The 19,878-nt window shown below is 66.1% G+C and carries 21 protein-coding genes; 8 read left to right on the top strand and 13 right to left on the bottom strand.

What is annotated here, in order from left to right; translation table 11 throughout:
* Positions 1-86: 86 nt before the first annotated feature.
* The 3 genes from A6B37_RS17470 to A6B37_RS17460 all read left to right on the top strand — a co-directional run bounded on the left by A6B37_RS17470 (position 87) and on the right by A6B37_RS17460 (position 2,196).
* Positions 87-851, top strand: a complete 765-nt coding sequence (locus tag A6B37_RS17470; protein WP_111826477.1) for a TorF family putative porin — start codon at positions 87-89, stop codon at positions 849-851.
* A gap of 142 nt (positions 852-993) precedes the next feature.
* Positions 994-1,293, top strand: a complete 300-nt coding sequence (locus A6B37_RS17465; RefSeq protein WP_111826476.1) for a hypothetical protein — start codon at positions 994-996, stop codon at positions 1,291-1,293.
* Between the two features lie 3 nt (positions 1,294-1,296).
* Positions 1,297-2,196: a 4-hydroxy-tetrahydrodipicolinate synthase gene (locus A6B37_RS17460; RefSeq protein WP_111826475.1), complete on the top strand. Its 900-nt coding sequence runs from the start codon at positions 1,297-1,299 to the stop codon at positions 2,194-2,196.
* A 13-nt stretch (positions 2,197-2,209) separates the two neighbouring features.
* Here the strand turns inward: A6B37_RS17460 and A6B37_RS17455 are convergent, their stop codons facing one another.
* Both A6B37_RS17455 and icd read right to left on the bottom strand, forming a co-directional pair.
* Positions 2,210-3,463 (bottom strand): O-antigen ligase family protein, encoded by a 1,254-nt coding sequence (locus tag A6B37_RS17455; protein ID WP_111826474.1) that lies wholly within the window; start codon positions 3,461-3,463, stop codon positions 2,210-2,212.
* A 122-nt stretch (positions 3,464-3,585) separates the two neighbouring features.
* Positions 3,586-4,842 (bottom strand): NADP-dependent isocitrate dehydrogenase, encoded by a 1,257-nt coding sequence (gene icd, locus A6B37_RS17450; RefSeq protein ID WP_102774213.1) that lies wholly within the window; start codon positions 4,840-4,842, stop codon positions 3,586-3,588.
* A gap of 202 nt (positions 4,843-5,044) precedes the next feature.
* On the opposite strand from icd, the gene A6B37_RS17445 reads away from it, so the two are divergent.
* Complete coding sequence (locus tag A6B37_RS17445; RefSeq protein WP_102774212.1) at positions 5,045-5,470, top strand: DUF1841 family protein; 426 nt, start codon at positions 5,045-5,047, stop codon at positions 5,468-5,470.
* A gap of 71 nt (positions 5,471-5,541) precedes the next feature.
* Here the strand turns inward: A6B37_RS17445 and A6B37_RS17440 are convergent, their stop codons facing one another.
* Together A6B37_RS17440 and A6B37_RS17435 are read right to left on the bottom strand one after the other, a co-directional pair.
* Positions 5,542-5,904: a c-type cytochrome gene (locus A6B37_RS17440; RefSeq protein ID WP_102774211.1), complete on the bottom strand. Its 363-nt coding sequence runs from the start codon at positions 5,902-5,904 to the stop codon at positions 5,542-5,544.
* A gap of 9 nt (positions 5,905-5,913) precedes the next feature.
* On the bottom strand, positions 5,914-6,270 hold the full coding sequence (locus A6B37_RS17435; RefSeq protein WP_102774210.1) for a cytochrome c: 357 nt from the start codon (positions 6,268-6,270) through the stop codon (positions 5,914-5,916).
* 174 nt (positions 6,271-6,444) lie between these two features.
* Between A6B37_RS17435 and A6B37_RS17430 the strand changes: the two genes are divergently transcribed.
* The gene (locus A6B37_RS17430; RefSeq protein WP_111826473.1) at positions 6,445-7,326 is read left to right on the top strand and encodes a MoxR family ATPase; all 882 of its coding nucleotides are present in this window, start codon (positions 6,445-6,447) and stop codon (positions 7,324-7,326) included.
* Between the two features lie 29 nt (positions 7,327-7,355).
* Positions 7,356-8,528, top strand: a complete 1,173-nt coding sequence (locus A6B37_RS17425; protein WP_111826472.1) for a VWA domain-containing protein — start codon at positions 7,356-7,358, stop codon at positions 8,526-8,528.
* A 9-nt stretch (positions 8,529-8,537) separates the two neighbouring features.
* Here the strand turns inward: A6B37_RS17425 and A6B37_RS17420 are convergent, their stop codons facing one another.
* From A6B37_RS17420 to A6B37_RS17410, 3 genes are all read right to left on the bottom strand, one after another.
* The gene (locus tag A6B37_RS17420) at positions 8,538-9,095 is read right to left on the bottom strand and encodes a GNAT family N-acetyltransferase (RefSeq protein ID WP_102774207.1); all 558 of its coding nucleotides are present in this window, start codon (positions 9,093-9,095) and stop codon (positions 8,538-8,540) included.
* Positions 9,096-9,216: 121 nt separating this feature from the next.
* On the bottom strand, positions 9,217-9,594 hold the full coding sequence (locus A6B37_RS17415) for a hypothetical protein (protein WP_111826471.1): 378 nt from the start codon (positions 9,592-9,594) through the stop codon (positions 9,217-9,219).
* Positions 9,595-9,784: 190 nt separating this feature from the next.
* A complete protein-coding gene (locus A6B37_RS17410; protein WP_111826470.1) occupies positions 9,785-10,384 on the bottom strand; it encodes a GNAT family N-acetyltransferase in 600 nt (199 codons plus the stop codon).
* 126 nt (positions 10,385-10,510) lie between these two features.
* On the opposite strand from A6B37_RS17410, the gene A6B37_RS17405 reads away from it, so the two are divergent.
* Together A6B37_RS17405 and A6B37_RS17400 are read left to right on the top strand one after the other, a co-directional pair.
* Positions 10,511-13,267, top strand: coding sequence for a pitrilysin family protein (locus A6B37_RS17405; RefSeq protein ID WP_102774204.1), 2,757 nt, complete (start codon positions 10,511-10,513; stop codon positions 13,265-13,267).
* A 278-nt stretch (positions 13,268-13,545) separates the two neighbouring features.
* Entirely contained in the window at positions 13,546-13,935 is a 390-nt protein-coding gene (locus tag A6B37_RS17400) for a DUF4148 domain-containing protein (protein ID WP_111826469.1), read from the top strand.
* 254 nt (positions 13,936-14,189) lie between these two features.
* On the opposite strand, the gene dnaJ is transcribed toward A6B37_RS17400, so the two are convergent.
* The 6 genes from dnaJ to hemH form a co-directional block, all read right to left on the bottom strand.
* Positions 14,190-15,314: a molecular chaperone DnaJ gene (dnaJ, locus tag A6B37_RS17395; RefSeq protein ID WP_043543720.1), complete on the bottom strand. Its 1,125-nt coding sequence runs from the start codon at positions 15,312-15,314 to the stop codon at positions 14,190-14,192.
* A gap of 108 nt (positions 15,315-15,422) precedes the next feature.
* Positions 15,423-17,348, bottom strand: a complete 1,926-nt coding sequence (gene dnaK / locus A6B37_RS17390) for a molecular chaperone DnaK (protein WP_102774202.1) — start codon at positions 17,346-17,348, stop codon at positions 15,423-15,425.
* Positions 17,349-17,428: 80 nt separating this feature from the next.
* Positions 17,429-17,833: a thioredoxin family protein gene (locus tag A6B37_RS17385; RefSeq protein ID WP_111826468.1), complete on the bottom strand. Its 405-nt coding sequence runs from the start codon at positions 17,831-17,833 to the stop codon at positions 17,429-17,431.
* Positions 17,834-17,841: 8 nt separating this feature from the next.
* Positions 17,842-18,399 (bottom strand): nucleotide exchange factor GrpE, encoded by a 558-nt coding sequence (gene grpE, locus A6B37_RS17380; protein WP_102774200.1) that lies wholly within the window; start codon positions 18,397-18,399, stop codon positions 17,842-17,844.
* Positions 18,400-18,498: 99 nt separating this feature from the next.
* The gene (locus A6B37_RS17375) at positions 18,499-18,735 is read right to left on the bottom strand and encodes a hypothetical protein (protein ID WP_111826467.1); all 237 of its coding nucleotides are present in this window, start codon (positions 18,733-18,735) and stop codon (positions 18,499-18,501) included.
* Entirely contained in the window at positions 18,725-19,840 is a 1,116-nt protein-coding gene (hemH, locus tag A6B37_RS17370; RefSeq protein ID WP_111826686.1) for a ferrochelatase, read from the bottom strand. Before hemH ends, A6B37_RS17375 begins: the two co-directional genes overlap by 11 nt.
* Positions 19,841-19,878 lie beyond the last annotated feature (38 nt).

Raw genomic sequence — 19,878 nt, 5'->3', positions numbered from 1 at the left:
CGTTTACGCGCGGCCGGCAAGTGTTGTCTCGGCCTTTATGCGGTTGATCCTATTGTTGCGGTCCCATCCAACAACAGGAGATTCCGATGCCCCGCCACTCACTCGCCGCGGCCGCGCTGCTGACCCTTGCCGCCGCGCACGCCGGCCATGCGTGCGCCGCCGAAGCGCCGCCCGCCGCGCCCGCTTTTACGCTGACCGCGAACGTCACGCTGGCCAGCCAGTACCGTTATCGCGGTCTGATGCAGTCCAACAACAAGCCCGCCATCCAGGGCGGATTCGATGTGGTCCACGCCAGCGGCTTCTACCTCGGCAACTGGAACTCCAGCATCAGCTGGCTCAACGACGCCGACAGCCGCGTCTCCGCGCCCGTGGAAATGGATTTCTACGGAGGCTACAAAGCCAATCTGGCGCAGGACGTGCCCGTCGACCTGGGCGTCCTGCAGTACTACTACCCCGGCGATTACCCGTCGCACTACACCAGCCCCGACACCACCGAGCTGTACGCCGGCATCGGCTATGGTCCGCTCACGTTCAAGTACTCCATCGCCATGACCAACCTGTTCGGATTCGCCGACAGCAAGTACAGCCAGTACTTCGACCTGTCCGGCAATATCGATACCGGCATCTGGGGCGTGACGCTCAATGCCCACGTCGGCCGCCAACTGGTGCGCAACGTGGACGACGGCTCGTACACCGACTGGAAGCTGGGGCTGACGAAAGACTTCGGCCAGGGCCTGTCGGTGTCGCTGGCCTATCTGGACACCGACGCCGACCGCGCCGTCTACACCAACACGCGCGGGCGCGACATGGGCCGCGCCGCGGGCCTGCTGTCCGTGACCAAGGCGTTCTGATCCGCCGCGGGCATTGACGCGTTTTTTACGCGTCCCGTTCGCATTTATCGGCAGCTTTTATGGCGCGCTGCCTATAGTGAAACCGTCATCAACCAACCGGATACCGAAGCGCCGCCAGCGGCGCGTCCATCCCGCCCCCGCCATGATCCCCAGACTGCAACCGCGCCGCCGCCCCTTGCCCGCCCCGCGCAACGACCGGGTCGCGCTGACCGTCACGATAGACACGCTCGACGCCCTCAATCTGCGCCTGGCCCTGCACCGCGCGCTGGGCGAGCGCATCGGCGTCCATGTGCTGTCGGTCGATGGCGCCGGCGCGCGCTGCGCGCTGCAGCTGCAATGCGGCCGCGGCCAGCTGGACGCGCTGATGCATGCGGTCATGTCCGGATTGCCGCGCGCGGAATTCGGCCCGGTGCTCGCCGCCCCCGCGTACACGGCGCGTTGAGCCATGGACATGCCGACCAAGACCGCCTTCGAGGGCATCTGGCTGCCCATGGTCACGCCGATGCGCGCCGGCCGCGTGGACCTGGACGCCGCGCAGGCGCTGGCGCGCTACTACCGTAACGCCGGCATGGCGGGCCTGGTGCTGTTCGGCTCCACGGGCGAAGGCAGCCTGTTGAGCCTGCCGGAGAAGATCGAGATGATCGAGGCGATCTCCAGCGACCCGCACGCGCTGCCGCTGGTGTTCGGCGCGGGCGGCGTGGACACGCGCGGGGTGGCCGCCGCGATCCGCCGCCTGGACAAGTACCGGCCCGCCGGCTATCTGGTGCCGCCGCCCTACTACCTGGGTCCGTCCCAGGCCGGCATCCTGTGGCATTACCGGCAGATCGCCTGGGCCACGCGGCAGCCCATCATCCTGTACAACATCCCCAAGCGCGCCGGCGTCGCGATGACGGTGGAGACCATGGAGGCGCTGGCGTCCCTGCCCGGCTTCAGCGCGGTCAAGGAATGCAACCCATCGGTGCTGGCGGCGCTGAATGCGCGCGGCGCGTTGCCGGCGCTGTGCGGCACGGAACCCGCGCTGCTGGACCACTTCCTGGCCGGCGGCCGCGGCGCCATCCCGGCCGCCGCGCATCTGTATCCCGAGCGCTACGTCGCAATCGCACAGCTGGCCCGCGACGGCGATGCCGAGGCCGCGCGCGAACTGTTCGAGCCGCTGCGCGGCCTGACCCGGCTGCTGTACGCCGAACCGAATCCGGCGCCGATCAAGCGCGCGCTCGCCATGCAGGGGCTGATCGCCGACGAATTGCGCCTGCCCATGACCAGCGCCAGCCGCGAACTGGGCGCACGCCTGCAACGGGCGATGGGCGCGCTGCACGCAAGCCCCGGCCGGCTGCAGACGGCCTGAACCGGGGCCCGGCTCAGGGCTGGCGCGGCGCGGCCGGACGCGGCGTGGTCAGCGCGATCAGCGCCACCATGATCAGCGCATAGGTAGGCACGCTGCGCATGTTGCGGAACATCATTTCGGTCAGGCTGTAGGCGCAATAGCCCAGGCAGAACAACAGGCCCATCTGGGCGCCGACGCGTATCACGCGGTCGTCGCTGGCCATTCTGCGCAGGAACACCGCCGCCGGCAGCAGGTAGAGGGTGAGGATGCTCGCCAGGCCCAGCAGCCCGTAGCCCGCCAGGGCCGCGAGCATGTCGTTATGCGGCTCGCCGAAGCCGTCGACGACCTCGCGCGTCACCACGCCCTGCTTCTCCAGCGCCAGCAGTTCGCTGCGGAACTGGTTCGGCCCCAGCCCCACCACCGGGCTTTTCTCGAACATCAGCAGCGAGGCTTCCCACAACTGCAGGCGGATGCCGAACGAGGTGTCGCGGTTGCTCGACGTGGTGAAACCATGCAGGTCGCTCTGGATCTCGTGCATGCGGCTGCTGAAGTTCCAGATGCCGACCGCGGAGACCGCCAGCGCCACGGCCAGCCCCAGCGCGCAGTACACCTTGTGGCGCCGCCGCCAGCCGCGCAGGCCCAGCAGGAACACCACGGCCAGGATGGGCAGCAGCATCCAGCTGCTGCGCGTCTCGGACACCCAGGTGCCCCACACGCTCAGCACGGCCACCAGCACCTTGACGGCGGCTTCGGCGCGCGGCCAGCGCGTGATCGCGCCCCAGCCTATGGACAGCAGCGACATCATGCCGAACAGCAGCGTCAGGTTGGCGAAGGCCACGGCGTTGTAGCGCCCGCCGATCTCCGCCACGGTGGCGCGCTCCCACCAGGTCATGGTGACGATCAGCATGACCGAGCCGGCGAGCGCGCCGATGAGCAGGCTCCACTGGATCTGCCTGAGCCATTGCTGGGGCGCTCTCAGCAACAGCCACAGGACCGGCACCGCCAGCGCGAAGCGCAGCAGTTTCTCGAGTTCGGAGCCGCTCCACACGCCCCGCACAGCGGAGGTGATGAACATACAGGCCAGCGGCAGCAGCAGCGCCAGGGCGATCGGCCACAGGGCCTGGAAATCCATCGGTTCATAGCGCTTGATCGCATTGGCGGCGAGCGCCGCCAGCGCGATCAGGCCGGTGAGATAAATAATGGCCGGCCCGCCCACGGGACTGGTCAACGCCAGCGCGGGAATCAGCAACACCAGCCAGGTGGCCAAGGAAACGTACAGTCGGGGCACAACAATCAACCTGGAAAAACGTAGCGGAACATCTGCGCCCTGCCGAGCATGCAGACAAAACCGCCCGCCATGACGGCGGGCGGATTTCGTCCAGGACTTGCTCGCAAGTGGCCTATCGAGGGTTACATGTTTTCGATCATGACCTGACCGAAGCCCGAGCACGACACCTGGGTCGCGCCTTCGAGCAGGCGGGCGAAGTCATACGTGACCTTCTTGGACAGGATGGATTTCTCCATGCTGGAGATGATCAGGTCGGCGGCTTCGGTCCAGCCCATGTGGCGCAGCATCATTTCGGCCGACAGGATTTCGGAACCGGGGTTCACGTAGTCCTTGCCCGCGTACTTCGGCGCGGTGCCGTGGGTGGCTTCGAACATGGCCACCGAATCGGACAGGTTGGCGCCCGGGGCGATGCCGATGCCGCCCACCTGCGCGGCCAGCGCGTCGGAGATGTAGTCGCCGTTGAGGTTGAGCGTGGCGATCACGTCGTATTCGGCCGGACGCAGCAGGATCTGCTGCAGGAAGGCGTCGGCGATCGAATCCTTGACGGTGATTTCGCGGCCCGTCTTGGGGTTCTTGAACTTGCACCACGGGCCGCCGTCGATGAGCTGCGCGCCGAATTCCTTCTGCGCCAGGGCATAGCCCCAGTCGCGGAACCCGCCCTCGGTGAATTTCATGATATTGCCCTTGTGCACCAGCGTGACCGAGCTGCGGTCGTTGTCGATGGCGTACTGCAGGGCCTTGCGCACCAGGCGCTCGGTGCCTTCGCGCGAGACCGGCTTGATGCCGATGGACGAGGTGTTCGGGAAACGGATCTTCTTCACGCCGAGCTTGGTCTGCAGGAACTGGATCAGTTCCTTGGCCTGCTCGCCTTCGGCCATGTATTCGATGCCGGCGTAGATGTCTTCGGAGTTCTCGCGGAAGATCACCATGTCGGTCTTTTCGGGCTCGCGCACCGGCGAGGGCACGCCCTTGAAATAGCGCACCGGGCGCAGGCAGACATACAGGTCCAGCTGTTGGCGCAGCGCCACGTTGAGCGAGCGGATGCCGCCGCCGACCGGGGTGGTCAGCGGGCCCTTGATGGACACCACATAGTCTTTGACGACATCCAGGGTTTCATCGGGCAGCCACACGTCCGGGCCGTAGACCTTGGTGGCCTTTTCGCCGGCATAGACTTCCATCCAGTGGATCTTGCGCTTGCCGCCATAGGCCTTCTGCACCGCCGCGTCGACGACCTTGATCATCACGGGGGTGATATCGGCGCCCGTGCCATCGCCCTCGATGTAGGGAACGATGGGCTGCTCGGGCACATTCAGCGAGAAATCGGCGTTGACCGTGATCTTCTGGCCGCCGGCGGGAACCTTGATATGTTGGTAGGACATGAATGCTCCATTTGCTCCGGGTGATTTTTCTGCACGCGCCGGCATCGGGAAGCGTCCGGCTCCCGGGGAAACCCGTCCTGGGGAACCGCACACCGGATGGCGGATAGCAACCCATTCTATATCGCAACGGGGCCGGCCGGCCCGGCGGGCCGCGCCGGGCGGTAAAATAATGCATCCTCAGCCCGCTTTCCGTCCCTTCCAGATGTTCAATCCCTCCCGCGACCAAGTCCGCGAATTCTTCATCGAAACCTGGCGCAAGCACCGCGCGGCCGAGGTGCTGACCCCGCTCGAGGCCATCGCGCTGGACTGGATCATCGAACATCCGGAATACCACGGCGACCTGGAAAGCCCCGACGCCATGACCGCGGAATACTCCGTGGAGAAGGGGCGCACCAACCCGTTTCTGCACCTGTCCATGCACCTGGCCATCGCCGAGCAGCTGTCCATCGACCATCCGCCGGGCATCCGCAACGCCTACCAGCAGCTGGTGGCGCGCAGCGACGCGCACCAGGCGGCGCACGAGATCATGGAATGCCTGGGCCAGGTGGTCTGGGAAGCCCAGCGGCTGGGCACGCCGCTGGACAGCGACACCTACATCGACCTGATCCGCCAGCGCGCGGGACGCTGAAAAAAACCCCGGTCATCGTGCCGGGGTTTTTTCTGGGTGCCGCCTTTTTTTCGGACCTTTGCTTCGGGCCGTTATTTGCGCACGCCCAGGTCGCTGGGCAGCGTGGACAGCCAGGCCGCGACGTTGGTGATGTCCTGGTCGGACAGCTGCGTGGCGAAGGCGCCCATGATCGGGTTCTTGCGCACGTTGGCCGTGGCCGCGCTGCCGGAGGCGCCGCGCTTGTAGGCCTTCAGGGCATGGGCCAGGTAGTCCGCGTGCTGCCCGGCCAGGGTCGGGTACGCCGGGTCCACGGCCGTCTTGGCGTCGGCGCCGTGGCAGGACGCGCAATTGAATTTGTCGAACACGGCCTTGCCGGCCGCCAGGTCCTGGGCCTGGGCCGCGGCGCCCGCCACGGCCAGGGTCGCGCCCGCGAGGGCAAGCATGGTGCGATTCATGTGTGCCCCTTATTTGAGATTCGAGTAATACGCGGCCAGGTCGGCGATGTCCTGGTCCGACAAGCTGCCGGCGATGGCGTCCATCGTGGGATGGCTGCGCGCGCCTTTCTTATACTCGTTGAGGGCGGTTTCGATGTATTTGGCGTTCTGGCCGGCAATCATCGGAACGTGGTAGAGCTCGGGAAACGTCGCCTTGTAGCCTTCGATTCCGTGGCAACCGATGCACATCGAGACCTTGTCGCGGGCGTTCTGTACATTACCGACCACGGCGGCGGCTTCCGCCGCGACGGCCTGGCCGGCGATCGCACAGGATGCCGCTGCGGCCAACAGGGATAGCTTGTACTTCAGAGAGGTTCGCAACTTCATTGGAGTGGCTCTTCTTCGTATGGCTAAGGACTAGGGCCTGCATGCAAGAAAGGCCCTCGGCAAACATGTTGCGGGTCGAACCCAAAGCAAAACCGCCTGATTGTACGATACTTGCTCAGGATTAATACCTTAATATGGTATTGACCATCATCAAAACCCGGATGCCATCGAACCATGTCCGCAGCTCAGCCCGCCACTTCCGCCACGCCTGACCGCTTCGACGGGACCGACAGTTATGTCGCCACCGATGACCTGAAACTCGCCGTCAACGCCGCGCTGATCCTGCAGCGCCCGCTCCTCATCAAGGGTGAACCCGGCACCGGCAAGACCATGCTTGCCGAAGAGGTCGCCCGCGCGCTGGGCCGGCCGCTGCTGCAATGGCACATCAAGTCCACCACCAAGGCGCACCAGGGCCTGTACGAATACGACGCCGTCTCGCGCCTGCGCGACTCGCAGCTGGGCGACGAGAAAGTCCGCGACATCCGCAACTACATCGTACAGGGCACGCTGTGGCAGGCCTTCCAGTCGCCGGAGCCGGCGGTGCTGCTCATCGACGAGATCGACAAGGCCGACATCGAATTCCCCAACGACCTGCTGCGCGAGCTGGACCGCATGGAATTCCATGTCTACGAAACGCGCGAGACCATCTCGGCGCGGCACCGCCCGCTGGTCATCATCACCTCCAACAACGAGAAGGACCTGCCCGACGCGTTCCTGCGGCGCTGCTTCTTCCACTACATCCGCTTCCCCGACCGCGAGACGATGCGCGACATCGTCGCCGTGCACTATCCCGACCTCAAGCAGGACGTGCTGCGCGCGGCGCTGGACACCTTCTTCGCGCTGCGCGAGGCGCCGGGCCTGAAGAAAAAGCCCTCCACCTCCGAACTGCTGGACTGGCTGCGCCTGCTGCTGGCCGAAGGCGCCAGCGCCGCCGAGATCGACGCGCACACCGCCACGGCGGTGCCGCTGATGGCCGGCGCCCTGCTCAAGAACGAGCAGGACGTGCATCTGCTGGAGCGCCTGGCGGCCATGACGCGCGGCGGCCAGCGCCGCTGATCCGGCGCACCATCCGTGGCGGTTCGCACATGCTGATCGACTTCTTCTACCACCTCAGGGCGCACAAGCTGCCCGTCTCGGTCAAGGAATACCTGACCCTGGTGGACGCCCTGCGCCACAACCTCATGGCGCCGACGCTGGACGATTTCTACTTCCTGGCGCGCGCCGCGCTGGTCAAGGACGAAGCGCTCTACGACCGCTACGACCAGGCTTTCGGCGCCTACTACCGCGGCATCGCGGCCGCCCTGCCGGCGGGCAAGGAAATCCCGCTGGACTGGCTCATCAAGCAGTTCGAGAAAAGCCTGACGCCGGAAGAAAAGGCCGCCATCGAAAAGCACGGCTGGGACAAGCTGATGGAGCTTTTCAAGGAGCGCATGGAAGAGCAGAAGGAACGCCATGCCGGCGGCAGCAAGTGGATCGGCACCGGCGGCACCTCGCCCTTCGGCAACGGCGGCTACCACCCGGAAGGCATCCGCGTGGGCGGCGCGTCGGCCGGCAACCGCACCGCGGTCAAGGTCTGGGACATGCGCCAGTTCAAGGACTACGACGACCAGGTCGAGCTGGGCACGCGCAACTTCAAGGTCGCGCTGCGCCGCCTGCGGCGCTTCGCGCGCCAGGGCGCCGACATGGAGCTGGACCTGGACGACACCATCGCCAGCACCGCGCGCAACGCCGGCCACCTGGACCTGCGCATGGTCCCGGAGCGCCACAACACGGTCAAGGTGCTGATGCTGCTGGACGTGGGCGGCAGCATGGACGACCACATCGCGCGCGTCGAGGAACTGTTCTCGGCGGCCCGCAGCGAGTTCCGCCACCTCGAGGTCTATTACTTCCACAACTGTCCGTACGAAAGCCTGTGGCAAAGCAACCGCCGGCGCCAGAGCGAACGCTTCGACACCTGGGACGTGCTGCGCAAGTACAACCCCGACTGGCGCCTGATCATCGTCGGCGACGCCACCATGAGCCCGTACGAAATCCTGCAGCCGGGCGGCTCGGTCGAGCACTACAACAAGGAACCCGGCGCCGAATGGCTGCGCCGCCTGCTGGAAGCCTGGCCCAAATCGGTCTGGCTCAATCCCGAGTCCACCGCGTCCTGGCAGTACCGCCAGTCCATCGCGCTGCTGCGCGACATCATGCAGGACCGCATGTACCCGGTCACCGTCGCCGGCCTGGAACAGGCCATGCGCGTGCTGTCGAAGTAGGCCGCGCCCTCACCCATCCACCGGCTGTTCCGGCGTCTCCAGCACCAGCTGATAAAACGCCAGGTCCAGCCAGCGGCCGAACTTGAAGCCGGCCTCGCGGATGGTGCCTGCGTGCGTGAAGCCGAGCTTCTCGTGCAGCGCGATGCTGCCCTGGTTGGCCGCGTCGATGCCGCCGACCAGCACGTGCACCTGCTGGGCGCGCGCGCGTTCGATGAGTTCGCGCATCAGCGCAATGCCCAGGCCGCGGCCGCGAAAGCGGTTGTCGACGTACACGGAATGCTCGACCGAATACTTGTAGGCCGGCCAGGCGCGGAACGTGCCATAGCTGGCGAACGCCATCAACTCGCCTTCGGCGTTTTCGTAGCCCACCACCGGAAAGCCGCCCTGCCGCTTGGCCTGGAACCAGCCCGCCATCGCCTCGCGCGGCCGCGGCTTGTAGTCGTACAGCGCAGTGGAGGTGGCGATGGCCTCGTTGAAAATGGCGAGGATCTGGTCGGCATGGCGCTCGTGCGTGCAATCGACCAGGATGGCGCCTTCGGGCGCGCGGGTTGGGGCGGGCGTAGTCATGGCGCTGATTTTAGCGAGCCGGCCGCACCGATAGGAGATGCCCCCATACTGCGCACGCCGGCGACAAAAAAACCGGCGCAAGCGCCGGTTCAATGAACTTTGTTGCCGCTTCTGGCCACTCTCAGGCGGCGCGGCTCTCCACTGATCGGTCGGCCGGCGGCGTGCGCCGCAGGCCCGGGCACTTGCGCCACGACAGCTCGTCGGCGTCCATGTCCAGGTCGAACAGGTCGTTGGCCGCGGGCCAGGGGTGGCTGCGCGCCGCGGTGCCTTCCATCTCGAGTACGTGCCCGGCAAACCCCCTGGGCGAACCGCCGCACTCGGCAAAATATCGTTGCGTGTTCAAGTCCACCACGTAGGTGGTCATGTCGTGGGTCAGTATGGCCACGAATTGGCCGTCATCGCTGGCATAGGCGTACTGAAACTGCCCTTTGATTCCGTCGCCGCTCAGCGGGGTTCCGGTCAATTGGGACAGCGCACGCGTGACGATCTCGGTCAGCATGGGTCGTTCCTCCGAAAGATGCGCCGGCAGAATGCCGGCAGCGAAGGCGCGAACGACAAGCGCCGGCGCCGCGCGCAAGGGGCGGCGCCTGGCGTTGGACGGGAAGCCTGTAGGCGGCTATCGCGCATCCCGTCGGCGGACAGCTACTACGTGCTGAAAATCTTACACCCGCAAGCCCGGACGCCTCAAATCAGGCGGCCGCCACCGGGGCGTCGCCGGGGTCCGTGTCACCATTTTCCCGCGCGCGCCAGTCCCGGCGGGCGATGCGGTAGAGCACGTGCTCGCGCAGCGGATGGCCCGGCGGCACGGCGGGATGATCGAAGGGCGCCGCGTCCGCGCGCATCGCAAGGCGCTCCATCACGGCGCGCGAGCGCAGGTTGCCGGTGGCCGTGAACGCCACGATCTCGTCCAGCCCCACCTGCTCGAACCCCACCTTCAGCGCGGCCTGCGCCGCCTCGCAGGCGTAGCCCCTGCCCCAGTATGGCCGCGCCAGGCGCCAGCCGATCTCCACGCCGGGCGCGAACGGCAGCGCGGGAGCCAGCGGCTTGATGCCCACGAAGCCGATGAAGGGCGCGACGCCCGGCGCCTCGACCGCCCAGAAACCCCAGCCGTGCTCGTCGATGCCGGCGGCCAGGCGGTCGGCCAGCGCGTCGCTCTCGGGCCTGGCCAGCGGCAGCAGGTATCGGGTGACCTCGGGGTCCGCGTTCAGCGCCGCGAAAGGTTCGCGGTCGGCCGCAAGCCACTGCCGCAGCAGCAGGCGCGGCGTTTCGACGTCGATGGACAGGGACATGCGGGGTTTCCTTGAGTCTTGGGGGCCAGCGGCGCCCCTGGCCGGGCGCCCCTGGCCGGGCGCGCCTGAACCAATGCCAGCGTATACACTCCAACGGATTCTGCCATGCCTAAGGAATTATCTGCCATGCGCCTTTCCCTGTCGAAGCTGCCGCGTCCGCTGGGCGCGCTGCTGTTCACCTCCTTCCTGGCCTTTCAGGCCGGGGCCGCCAGCCTGCCGGCCGGCGTCTCGGAGGCCGCCTCGATCGAAGGCATCACCGAGTACCGCCTGGCCAACGGCCTGCGGGTGCTGCTGGTACCCGATGAATCCAAGCCCTCCACCACCGTCAACATGACTTATCTGGTGGGCTCGCGCAACGAGAACTATGGGCAGACGGGCATGGCCCACCTGCTGGAGCACATGCTGTTCAAAGGCACCTCGACCACGCGCAACGCGATGGGCGAGTTCTCGCGCCGCGGCCTGCAGGCCAACGGCTCGACCTCCAGCGACCGCACCAATTACTTCGCCAGCTTCGCCGCCAACCCCGACACGCTCAAGTGGTACCTGGGCTGGCAGGCCGACGCCATGGTCAATTCCCTGATCGCCAAGGAAGACCTGGATTCGGAAATGACCGTGGTCCGCAACGAGATGGAAAGCGGCGAGAACAGCCCTTTCCGCATCCTGATGCAGAAGATGCAGTCGGCGGCGTTCCAGTGGCACAGCTACGGCAAGACCACTATCGGCGCGCGCTCCGACGTCGAAAACGTCGACATCGGCCAGCTGCGCGCGTTCTACCACGAGTACTACCAGCCCGATAACGCGGTGCTGATCGTGGCCGGCAAGTTCGATCCGCAGACCACGCTGGCCGACATCGAGGCCACGCTGGGCAAGCTGCCCAAGCCCGATCGCAAGCTGCCGCCCGAATACACCGTCGAGCCCGCGCAGGACGGCGAACGCGCGGTGACGCTGCGCCGCGCCGGCGGCACGCCGCTGGTGGCCGCCATGTACCACATCCCCGCCGCCGGCAGCCCCGACTACGTGCCGCTGGACCTGGCCGCCACCATCCTGGCCGACACGCCTTCGGGCCGCCTGTACCACGCCCTGGTCCCGACCAAGCTGGCCTCGGGCGTGTTCGGCTTCACCATGGAGAACCTGGACCCGGGCCTGGCGATGTTCGCCGCCCAACTGACCCCGGGCAAGGACATGGACGCCGCGATGAAGGCGCTGACCGGCACGCTGGAATCGCTGGCCAAGAAGCCTTTCACCCAGCAGGAGCTGGACCGCGCCCGCAGCAAGTGGCTGACCGCCTGGGAGCAGACGTACAGCGATCCCGAACAGGTCGGGGTGGCGCTGTCCGAAGCCATCGCCGCCGGCGACTGGCGCCTCTTTTTCCTGCAGCGCGACCGCGCCCGCAAGGCCACGCTGACCGAAGTGCAGCAGGCCGCCACCGCCTACCTGGTCCAGAGCAACCGCATCGAAGGCCGCTACATCCCCACGGAAAAACCCGTGCGCGCCCCGCAGGCGCAGCGCGTGGACCTGACGGCCGTGTTCAAGGACTACAAGGGCGACCCGGACTTCAAGGCCGCCTCGGCCTTCGATCCCTCGCCCGAGAACATCGACAAGCTGACCCAGCGCCGCAAGCTCGATCTGCCCAACGGCCCGGTGCAGCTGGCGCTGCTGCCCAAGGCCACGCGCGGCAGCCGGGTGCAGGCGCAGATGCTGATCCAGTTCGGCAACGAAAAGGATCTGCGCGGTCAGCGCGTGAACGCCGACGCCACGGCCGATCTGCTGATGCGCGGCACGCCCAGGCTGTCGCGCCAGGACATCCAGGACCGCCTGGACGCGCTGCAGGCCGAGCTGGGCTTCAGCGGCAGCGGCACCACGCTCAAGGTCGCCATGTCGACCAAGGGCGAGAACCTGCCCGCGCTCACCGAACTCGCGCTGGACATCGTGCGCAACGCCAATTTCCCCCAAGAGCAGCTCGAGGAATACCAGCGCCAGCTCGAAACCTCGATCCGCAACGCCATGACCGAGCCCTCGGCCCTGGCCGGACGCGCCCTGGCGCGCCAGGACAACCCCTGGCCCGTCGACGACGTACGCTACGTGCCGACCTTCGATGAAGCGCTGGCCAGCGCGCAGGGCCTGTCCCGCGACGCCCTGGTCAAGTTCCATTCGCGCTTCTACGGCGCCGGCGACATCGAATACGCGGCCGTCGGCGACTTCGAGCCCGCGGCCGTCGAGAAGGCGCTCAAGACCGGCCTGGCCGGCTGGAAGAAGGCGCCCGCCTACACCCGCGTGCCCAATCCGTACCGCGACATCGCCGCCAAGCAGTTCGAGATCGCCACGCCCGACAAGGCCAACGCCTTCTACATCTCGCGCATGCCGCTGAAGCTGCAGGACACGGACCCGGACTACGCCGCGCTGTACCTGGCCAACTACCTGTTCGGCGCCTCGGAAACCTCGCGCCTGTGGAACCGGGTGCGCGAGACCGAAGGCCTGTCCTACAACGTGCGCAGCTCGCTGTCGGTCTCGTCGTTCGAACCCACCGCCAGCTGGACCATGTACGCCATCTACGCGCCGCAGAACCGCGAACGCCTGGAAAAGGCGATCGGCGAAGAACTGGCCCGGGTCCTGAAAGACGGCTTCACCGACAAGGAAATCGCCGACGGCAAGCACGCGCTGCTGAACTACCGCAACCTGGCCCGCGCCCAGGACGACATCCTGGCCAGCACCTGGCTGGACTACCTGCAGCGCGGCCGCACGTTCGCCTGGTCGGCCGAAATGGACCAGAAGATCTCCGCGCTCACGCCCGAGGCGGTCAACGCCGCCCTGCGCAAGTACCTGCGCGCCGACGGCTTCAGCACGGCGGTGGCCGGCGACTTCAAGAAGAACGCCGCCCCCTGATCCGTCCCCGCCTCCCGGCTTCCAACCCGCCGCCCGCCGGCGGGTTTTTTATTGCCGGCCCGCGCTGGAGCCGTCTGAATTCATGGCCACCATGCCACCCATGGGGGCAATCGATAAATAAAATCCGATTAGCCATGAATTTGAAAAGATGTTTTCAGCTAATCAGGGTTTATCCCAGGTGGGATAACGCGCAGAATTCAGTCATCGGGAACAGACAACGAACCACGACGGAAGGCCGCCGGATTCGGTCCCCACCCAAAACGAATTGGAGGTCAACCATGAAAACCCTAGCCACCACTCTCCTGCTTTCCCTGGCCCTGGCCGGCGTCGGCGCCCAGGCAGCCGGCATCGAGCAGGCCAAGACCCGCGCCCAAGTGGCGACCGAACTGCAGGAAGCCAAGGCCAACGGCCAATACACCTTCGGTGAACTGGATTATCCGCCCGCCCGGCCGCAGGCCGCCAGCCTGAGTTCGGATCAGGTCCGGGCCGAGCTGCAGGAAGCCAAGTTCAACGGCCAGTACACGTTCGGTGAACTGGAATACCCGCCCGCCGCGAAGCCCGCTGCCGCCGGCCTCACGCGCGCCGAGGTCCAGGCCGAGCTGGCCCAGGCCAAGGCCAACGGCCAATACACGTTCGGCGAGCTGGAATACCCGCCGATCGCCCGGTGAGCTGCTTGCTGTGGCCCGACCGGCCTCAGGCGGCATCATGGCTTGAGGCCGGTATTTTTCGGCGACAGCGGCGCTTGAAGTAGCAGTAGAAGTAGCAGCAATAGAAGTTGAAGTCGAAGTCGAAGTTGAAGTAGCAGTAGCAGTAGCAGTAGCAGTACGAACCGCGGCGCAAGCCGCGGTTTTTTCTTGCGCGCAAAGAAAAAGCCGCGACGGCTGTCGCGGCTTTTTGCGTTCCTGGCGCCTCGGGCGCGGCCTCAGCTGAAGAATTCCTTGACGCGGTCCGTCCAGGACTTGCTCTGCGGCGAATGGCGGTCGCCGCCGTCGTTGAGCGAGGCCTCGAACTGGCGCAGGATGTTCTTCTGGTCGTCGCTCAGGCGCACCGGCGTTTCCACCACGACATGGCAGTACAGGTCGCCCGGGTAGCTGCCGCGCACGCCGCGGATGCCCTTGCCGCGCAGGCGGAAGGTCTTGCCGGACTGGGTGCCTTCGGGGATGGAGATCTCGGCCTTGCCGCCCAGCGTCGGGACCTGGAGCTCTCCGCCCAGGGCCGCGGTGGTGAACGGGATGGTCAGTTCGCAGTGCAGGTCGTCGCCGTCGCGCTGGAAGATCTTGTGCTGCTTGATGTGGATTTCCACATACAGGTCGCCCGGAGGCCCGCCGTTGATGCCGGGTTCGCCATTGCCGCTGGAGCGGATGCGCATGCCGTCGTCGATGCCGGCCGGAATCTTGACCTGCAGGGTCTTGTTGCGGCGGATGCGGCCGACGCCGTCGCAGGCCTGGCAGGGATCGGTGATCTCCTTGCCGTTGCCGTGGCAGGTCGGGCAGGTCTGCTGGACGCTGAAAAAGCCCTGCTGCATGCGCACGGCGCCCGAGCCGCCGCAGGTGCGGCAGGTCTTGGGCGAGGTGCCGGGCTTGGCGCCCGAGCCGTGGCAGGTGTCGCAGTTTTCCCAGCTGGGCACGCGGATCTCGGTGTCGAAGCCGGCCGCGGCCTGCTCCAGCGTGATCTCCAGCGCGTACTTGAGGTCGGCGCCGCGATAGACCTGCGGACCGCCGCCGCGACGGCCGCCGCCGCCGCCGAAGATCTCGCCGAAAATATCGCCGAAGGCGTCGGCGAAACCGCCGCCCATGCCCCCGCCCATGCCGGCGGCGTTGGGGTCCACCCCCGCGTGGCCGTAGCGGTCGTAGGCGGCGCGTTTTTGTTCATCGCCCAGGACCTCGTAGGCTTCCTTGGCTTCCTTGAACTTCTCTTCGGCTTCTTTGCTGTCCGGATTGCGGTCCGGATGGTATTTCATGGCCAGCTTTCGATAGGCCTTCTTGAGTTCGTCGTCCGAGGCGTTCTTCGCCACGCCCAGAACGTCGTAATAGTCACGTTTTGCCATGATCCGTGGGCTCGAATCGAGCCTTCTTTTCAGTGCTACAGAATGAGTGCGCCCGGTAGCCGGATTTCTCCGGCTACCGGGCGGCAGAGGCAGGTCAGCGCCTGGCCATTATTGGTCGCGCTTGACTTCCTTGAAGTCGGCGTCGACCACGTTGTCGTCCACCGGCTTCGCGTTGTCAGCGGCCTGTTGCTGGCCGGCAGCCTGCTGCGCCTGCATGTCGGCGTACATCTTCTCGCCCAGCTTCTGCGAGGCCGTGGACAGGGCTTCCACCTTGGCGTCGATGGCGGCCTTGTCGCCGTCCTTCAGCGTGTCTTCCAGTTCCTTGATGGCGGCTTCGATGCCTTCCTTTTCGGAGGCTTCGAGCTTATCGCCATACTCGGTCAGCGACTTGCGGGTGGCGTGCACCAGCGCGTCGGCCTGGTTGCGCGCCTGGGCCAGTTCGGCGACGCGGTGATCTTCCTCGGCGTTGGCCTCGGCATCCTTGACCATGCGCTGGATCTCGTCTTCCGACAGACCCGAGTTGGCCTTGATGGTGATCTTGTTTTCCTTGCCGGTGCCCTTGTCCTTGGCCGACACGTGCAGGATGCCGTTGGCGTCGATGTCGAACGTGACTTCGATCTGCGGCATGCCGCGAGGCGACGGCGGGATTCCTTCGAGGTTGAACTCGCCCAGGGCCTTGTTGCCCGCGGCGATTTCACGCTCGCCCTGGAACACCTTGATCGTCACGGCCGGCTGGTTGTCGTCGGCGGTCGAGAAGGTCTGCGAGAACCGGGTCGGGATCGTCGTGTTCTTCTGGATCATCTTGGTCATCACGCCGCCCAGGGTTTCGATGCCCAGGGACAGGGGGGTGACGTCCAGCAGCAGCACGTCCTTGCGGTCGCCCGACAGCACGGAACCCTGGATCGCGGCGCCGGCGGCGACGGCTTCATCGGGGTTCACGTCCTTGCGCGGATCCTTGCCGAAGAATTCCTTCACCTTTTCCTGGACCTTGGGCATGCGGGTCATGCCGCCGACCAGGATCACGTCGTCGATGTCGGAAACCTTCACGCCGGCGTCCTTGATGGCCACGCGGCAGGGCTCGATCGTGCGTTCGATCAGTTCTTCGACCAGCGCTTCCAGCTTGGCGCGCGTGATCTTCAGGTTCAGGTGCTTCGGACCCGAGGCGTCGGCCGTGATGTACGGCAGGTTGATTTCGGTCTGCTGGGCCGAGGACAGCTCGATCTTGGCCTTTTCGGCGGCTTCCTTCAGGCGCTGCAGGGCCAGCACGTCCTTGGACAGGTCGACGCCCTGTTCCTTCTTGAACTCGCCGATGATGTAGTCGATGATGCGCTGGTCGAAGTCTTCGCCGCCCAGGAAGGTGTCGCCGTTGGTCGACAGCACTTCGAACTGCTTCTCGCCATCGACGTCGGCGATTTCGATGATGGACACGTCGAACGTGCCGCCGCCCAGGTCATAGACGGCGATCTTGCGGTCGCCCTTTTCGGTCTTGTCCAGGCCGAACGCCAGCGCGGCAGCGGTGGGTTCGTTGATGATGCGCTTGACGTCCAGGCCGGCGATGCGGCCGGCGTCCTTGGTGGCCTGGCGCTGGCTGTCATTGAAGTACGCGGGCACGGTGATGACGGCCTCGGTCACTTCTTCGCCCAGGTAGTCCTCGGCGGTCTTCTTCATCTTGCGCAGCACGTCGGCCGACACTTGGGGAGGCGCCATCTTCTTGCCGCGCACTTCCACCCAGGCGTCGCCGTTGTCGGCCTTGACGATGGCGTAGGGCATCAGGTTGATGTCCTTCTGCACCGCCTTTTCTTCGAACTTGCGGCCGATCAGGCGCTTCACCGCGTACAGGGTGTTCTTGGGGTTGGTCACCGCCTGGCGCTTGGCCGGGGCGCCGACCAGCGTTTCGCCGTCGTCCATGTAGGCGACGATGGAGGGGGTGGTGCGCGCGCCTTCCGCGTTTTCGATGATTTTGACCTGCCCGCCGTCCATGACAGCCACGCAGCTGTTGGTCGTGCCCAGGTCAATGCCGATAATCTTGCTCATGGTGGGTTACCTTGATTGAATCTGTGTAAATAGGGGGAAACGTCTTGTCCCCACATAACTGGGGCTGCCCGTAAGGTTTTTCAAGACGCCGGGCCAGAATTTTCCGCGGCCGTTTCCTGCTGGCGCCGGATCGCCTCGGTGAACTGGGGCAGCCCGGGCCAGCCGGTGATACGCCCCAGCCGCTTGCCGGCGCGATACAGCACAAAAGTGGGGACGCCATGCATGGAAAAGCGCCGGCCCAGGGGTTCGTCGGCGTAGACGTCGGCCTCGAACCACGTCAGGCCCAGCCCCAGCAGGGTCTCCCGGTGCAGCAGCGCGGCCTGCTTGAACAGGTTGCAGTTGTAGCAATCCTGGCCCCACAGGAACACGCAGCGCAAATCCGTTCCCGGCGCCTCGATCACCGCCCGGTCGAATCCATCGGAGTCGACATGACGCATGCCGAACACCTGGAATACCTGGGCGGGGTCGAAGCGGGGATCGTTCATGGGATGCCTCAGCCCTGGCCGGCCGACACCACCACCAGCGCCGGGCGCAGCGTCCGGTCGGCGATGGAATAGCCTTTCTGCAGCAGCTGCACCACGGTATTGGCGGGCTGCTCGTTGGGAATGGATGAAATGGCCTGGTGCAGGTGCGGGTCGAACTTGTCGCCCTGCGCCGGCGCGATTTCCTTGAGCAGGTTGCGCTCGAAGGCGGCCGACAGCTGCTTGAGGGTGACTTCCACGCCTTCGCGCAGCGCCTCGACCGTCTGGTCGGGCTGGGCCAGGGCGGCTTCCAGGCTGTCTTTCACCGGGACCAGGCTTTCGGCGAACGACTCGATGCCGAACTTGCGCGCCTTGGACACGTCTTCCTGGGCGCGGCGGCGCATGTTCTCGACTTCGGCGTGCGCGCGCAGCACCTGGTCGCGCTGTTCATTGACGGTAGCCTGGGCGGCGTCCAGCTGGGCGCGCAACTCGTTCAGCTCGGCCTGCGCGGCGTCCTGTCCGGCGGGAGCCGCGTCGGCGTTCTGGCCGATCTCGGGCGCCTGGTCCGCAGGCTCGTGGGGTGCCGTCATGGGGAATCCTCCAAAAAGAATGGCTTTCGCAGACATGAATGGGGGCCAATACCCCTATTTCAAGCCCGGGAAAGCGAAATATTCCCCGACGCCTCCCCGCTATTTCTTGGGAGGCTGCGCCGGCGCGGCGGGATCGCTGGCCGGGAAACTCTCCTTGAGCGCGCGGTCCATGCGCTCCTCTTCATCGTCGGGCTCGGGGTTGACCGCAATGGGATCGCTGGCCGGAAAGGTCTCCGCAAGCGCCTCGTCGAGTTCGTGCTCGACCTGATCCTCGTCTACCGGAGTGCTAACCGTCCCCTTTTTTACCGTCTTGCCAGTCTTGGGATCATGGTGCATGCGCCTTCTCCTTCAAGTCGGTGGACTGCGTGGGCCATCCCTGCAAGTGCCGTTCCACCAGGCCGGCCAGCCCCGCGATCCAGGCCGGATCGTCGTTGAGCGCGGAAATGTAGCGGAAGCGCTTGCCGCCCGCCGCCATGAAGGCGTCGCGGCATTCCAGGCTGATCTCTTCCAGGGTTTCCAGACAGTCTGCCACAAAACCCGGACACACCACATCGACCTCCGTCGTACCCGAGGCGGCCAGCGCCTTGAGGGTCGGTTCCGTATAGGGTTCGAGCCAGCGGGCCGAGCCGAAACGGCTCTGGAAAGTCACCTCGATCTGGGCGCGCGGCAGCGACAATCGCTGGCACAGCAGGCGCGCGGTTTCCATGCAGTCGCGGTAGTAAGGGTCGCCCAGCTCGATCGAATAGCGCGGCAGGCCGTGAAAGCTCATGACCAGCTTCTGGGGCTTGCCGTGCTCCTGCCAATAGCGTTCGATATGGCCGGCCAGCGCGTCCAGGTAGGCCGGCTCTTCGTGGAAGCGCTTGATGAAGCGCAGCTCCGGCTGGTCGCGCAGCCGGCCGGCATGCCGGGTGACCGCGTCCACCGCCGTGGCCGTGGTGCTGGCCGCGTATTGCGGATAGAGCGGAACGGTCAGGATGCGCTCGCAGCCCTGGGCACGCAGGCGCGCGATGGCGTCCGGGATGGAAGGATTGCCGTAGCGCATGCCCAGCTCGACCACGGCGTCGACGCCCGCGGCCCGCAGGGCGGCGCGCACGCCGTCGGCCTGGCGCCGGCTGTACACCATCAGCGGCGAACCTTCCTGCAGCCAGACGCCGGCGTAGCGCGGCTCCAGCTTCTTGGGCCGCATGGTCAGCACCAGCCCGTGCAGTATCGGCTTCCAGAGGTAGCGGGGAATCTCGATCACGCGCGGATCGGACAGGAATTCGCCCAGGTACTTGCGGATGTCCTTCCTGCCCGGCGTATCGGGCGTGCCCAGGTTTACCAGCAGCACGCCGACCCGCCCGGCCCCGCGCGGCGGCGGATCTTCGTCGAAGGGGTCGTCCTGCTCGGGCTCGGGCAGATACCGTTCAGGCCACAAGTATTTGAACAGGCGAAGAAACACAAACACTCCCCTTCCTCCGCAAGGAGGATGTCGTTTTG

The organism is Achromobacter sp. HZ01, assembly GCF_003267925.1.
Classification (GTDB): domain Bacteria; phylum Pseudomonadota; class Gammaproteobacteria; order Burkholderiales; family Burkholderiaceae_B; genus Achromobacter; species Achromobacter pulmonis_A.
The sequence above is the reverse complement of the archived record's forward strand: the minus strand, read 5'-3'. Positions and strand labels throughout refer to the sequence as shown.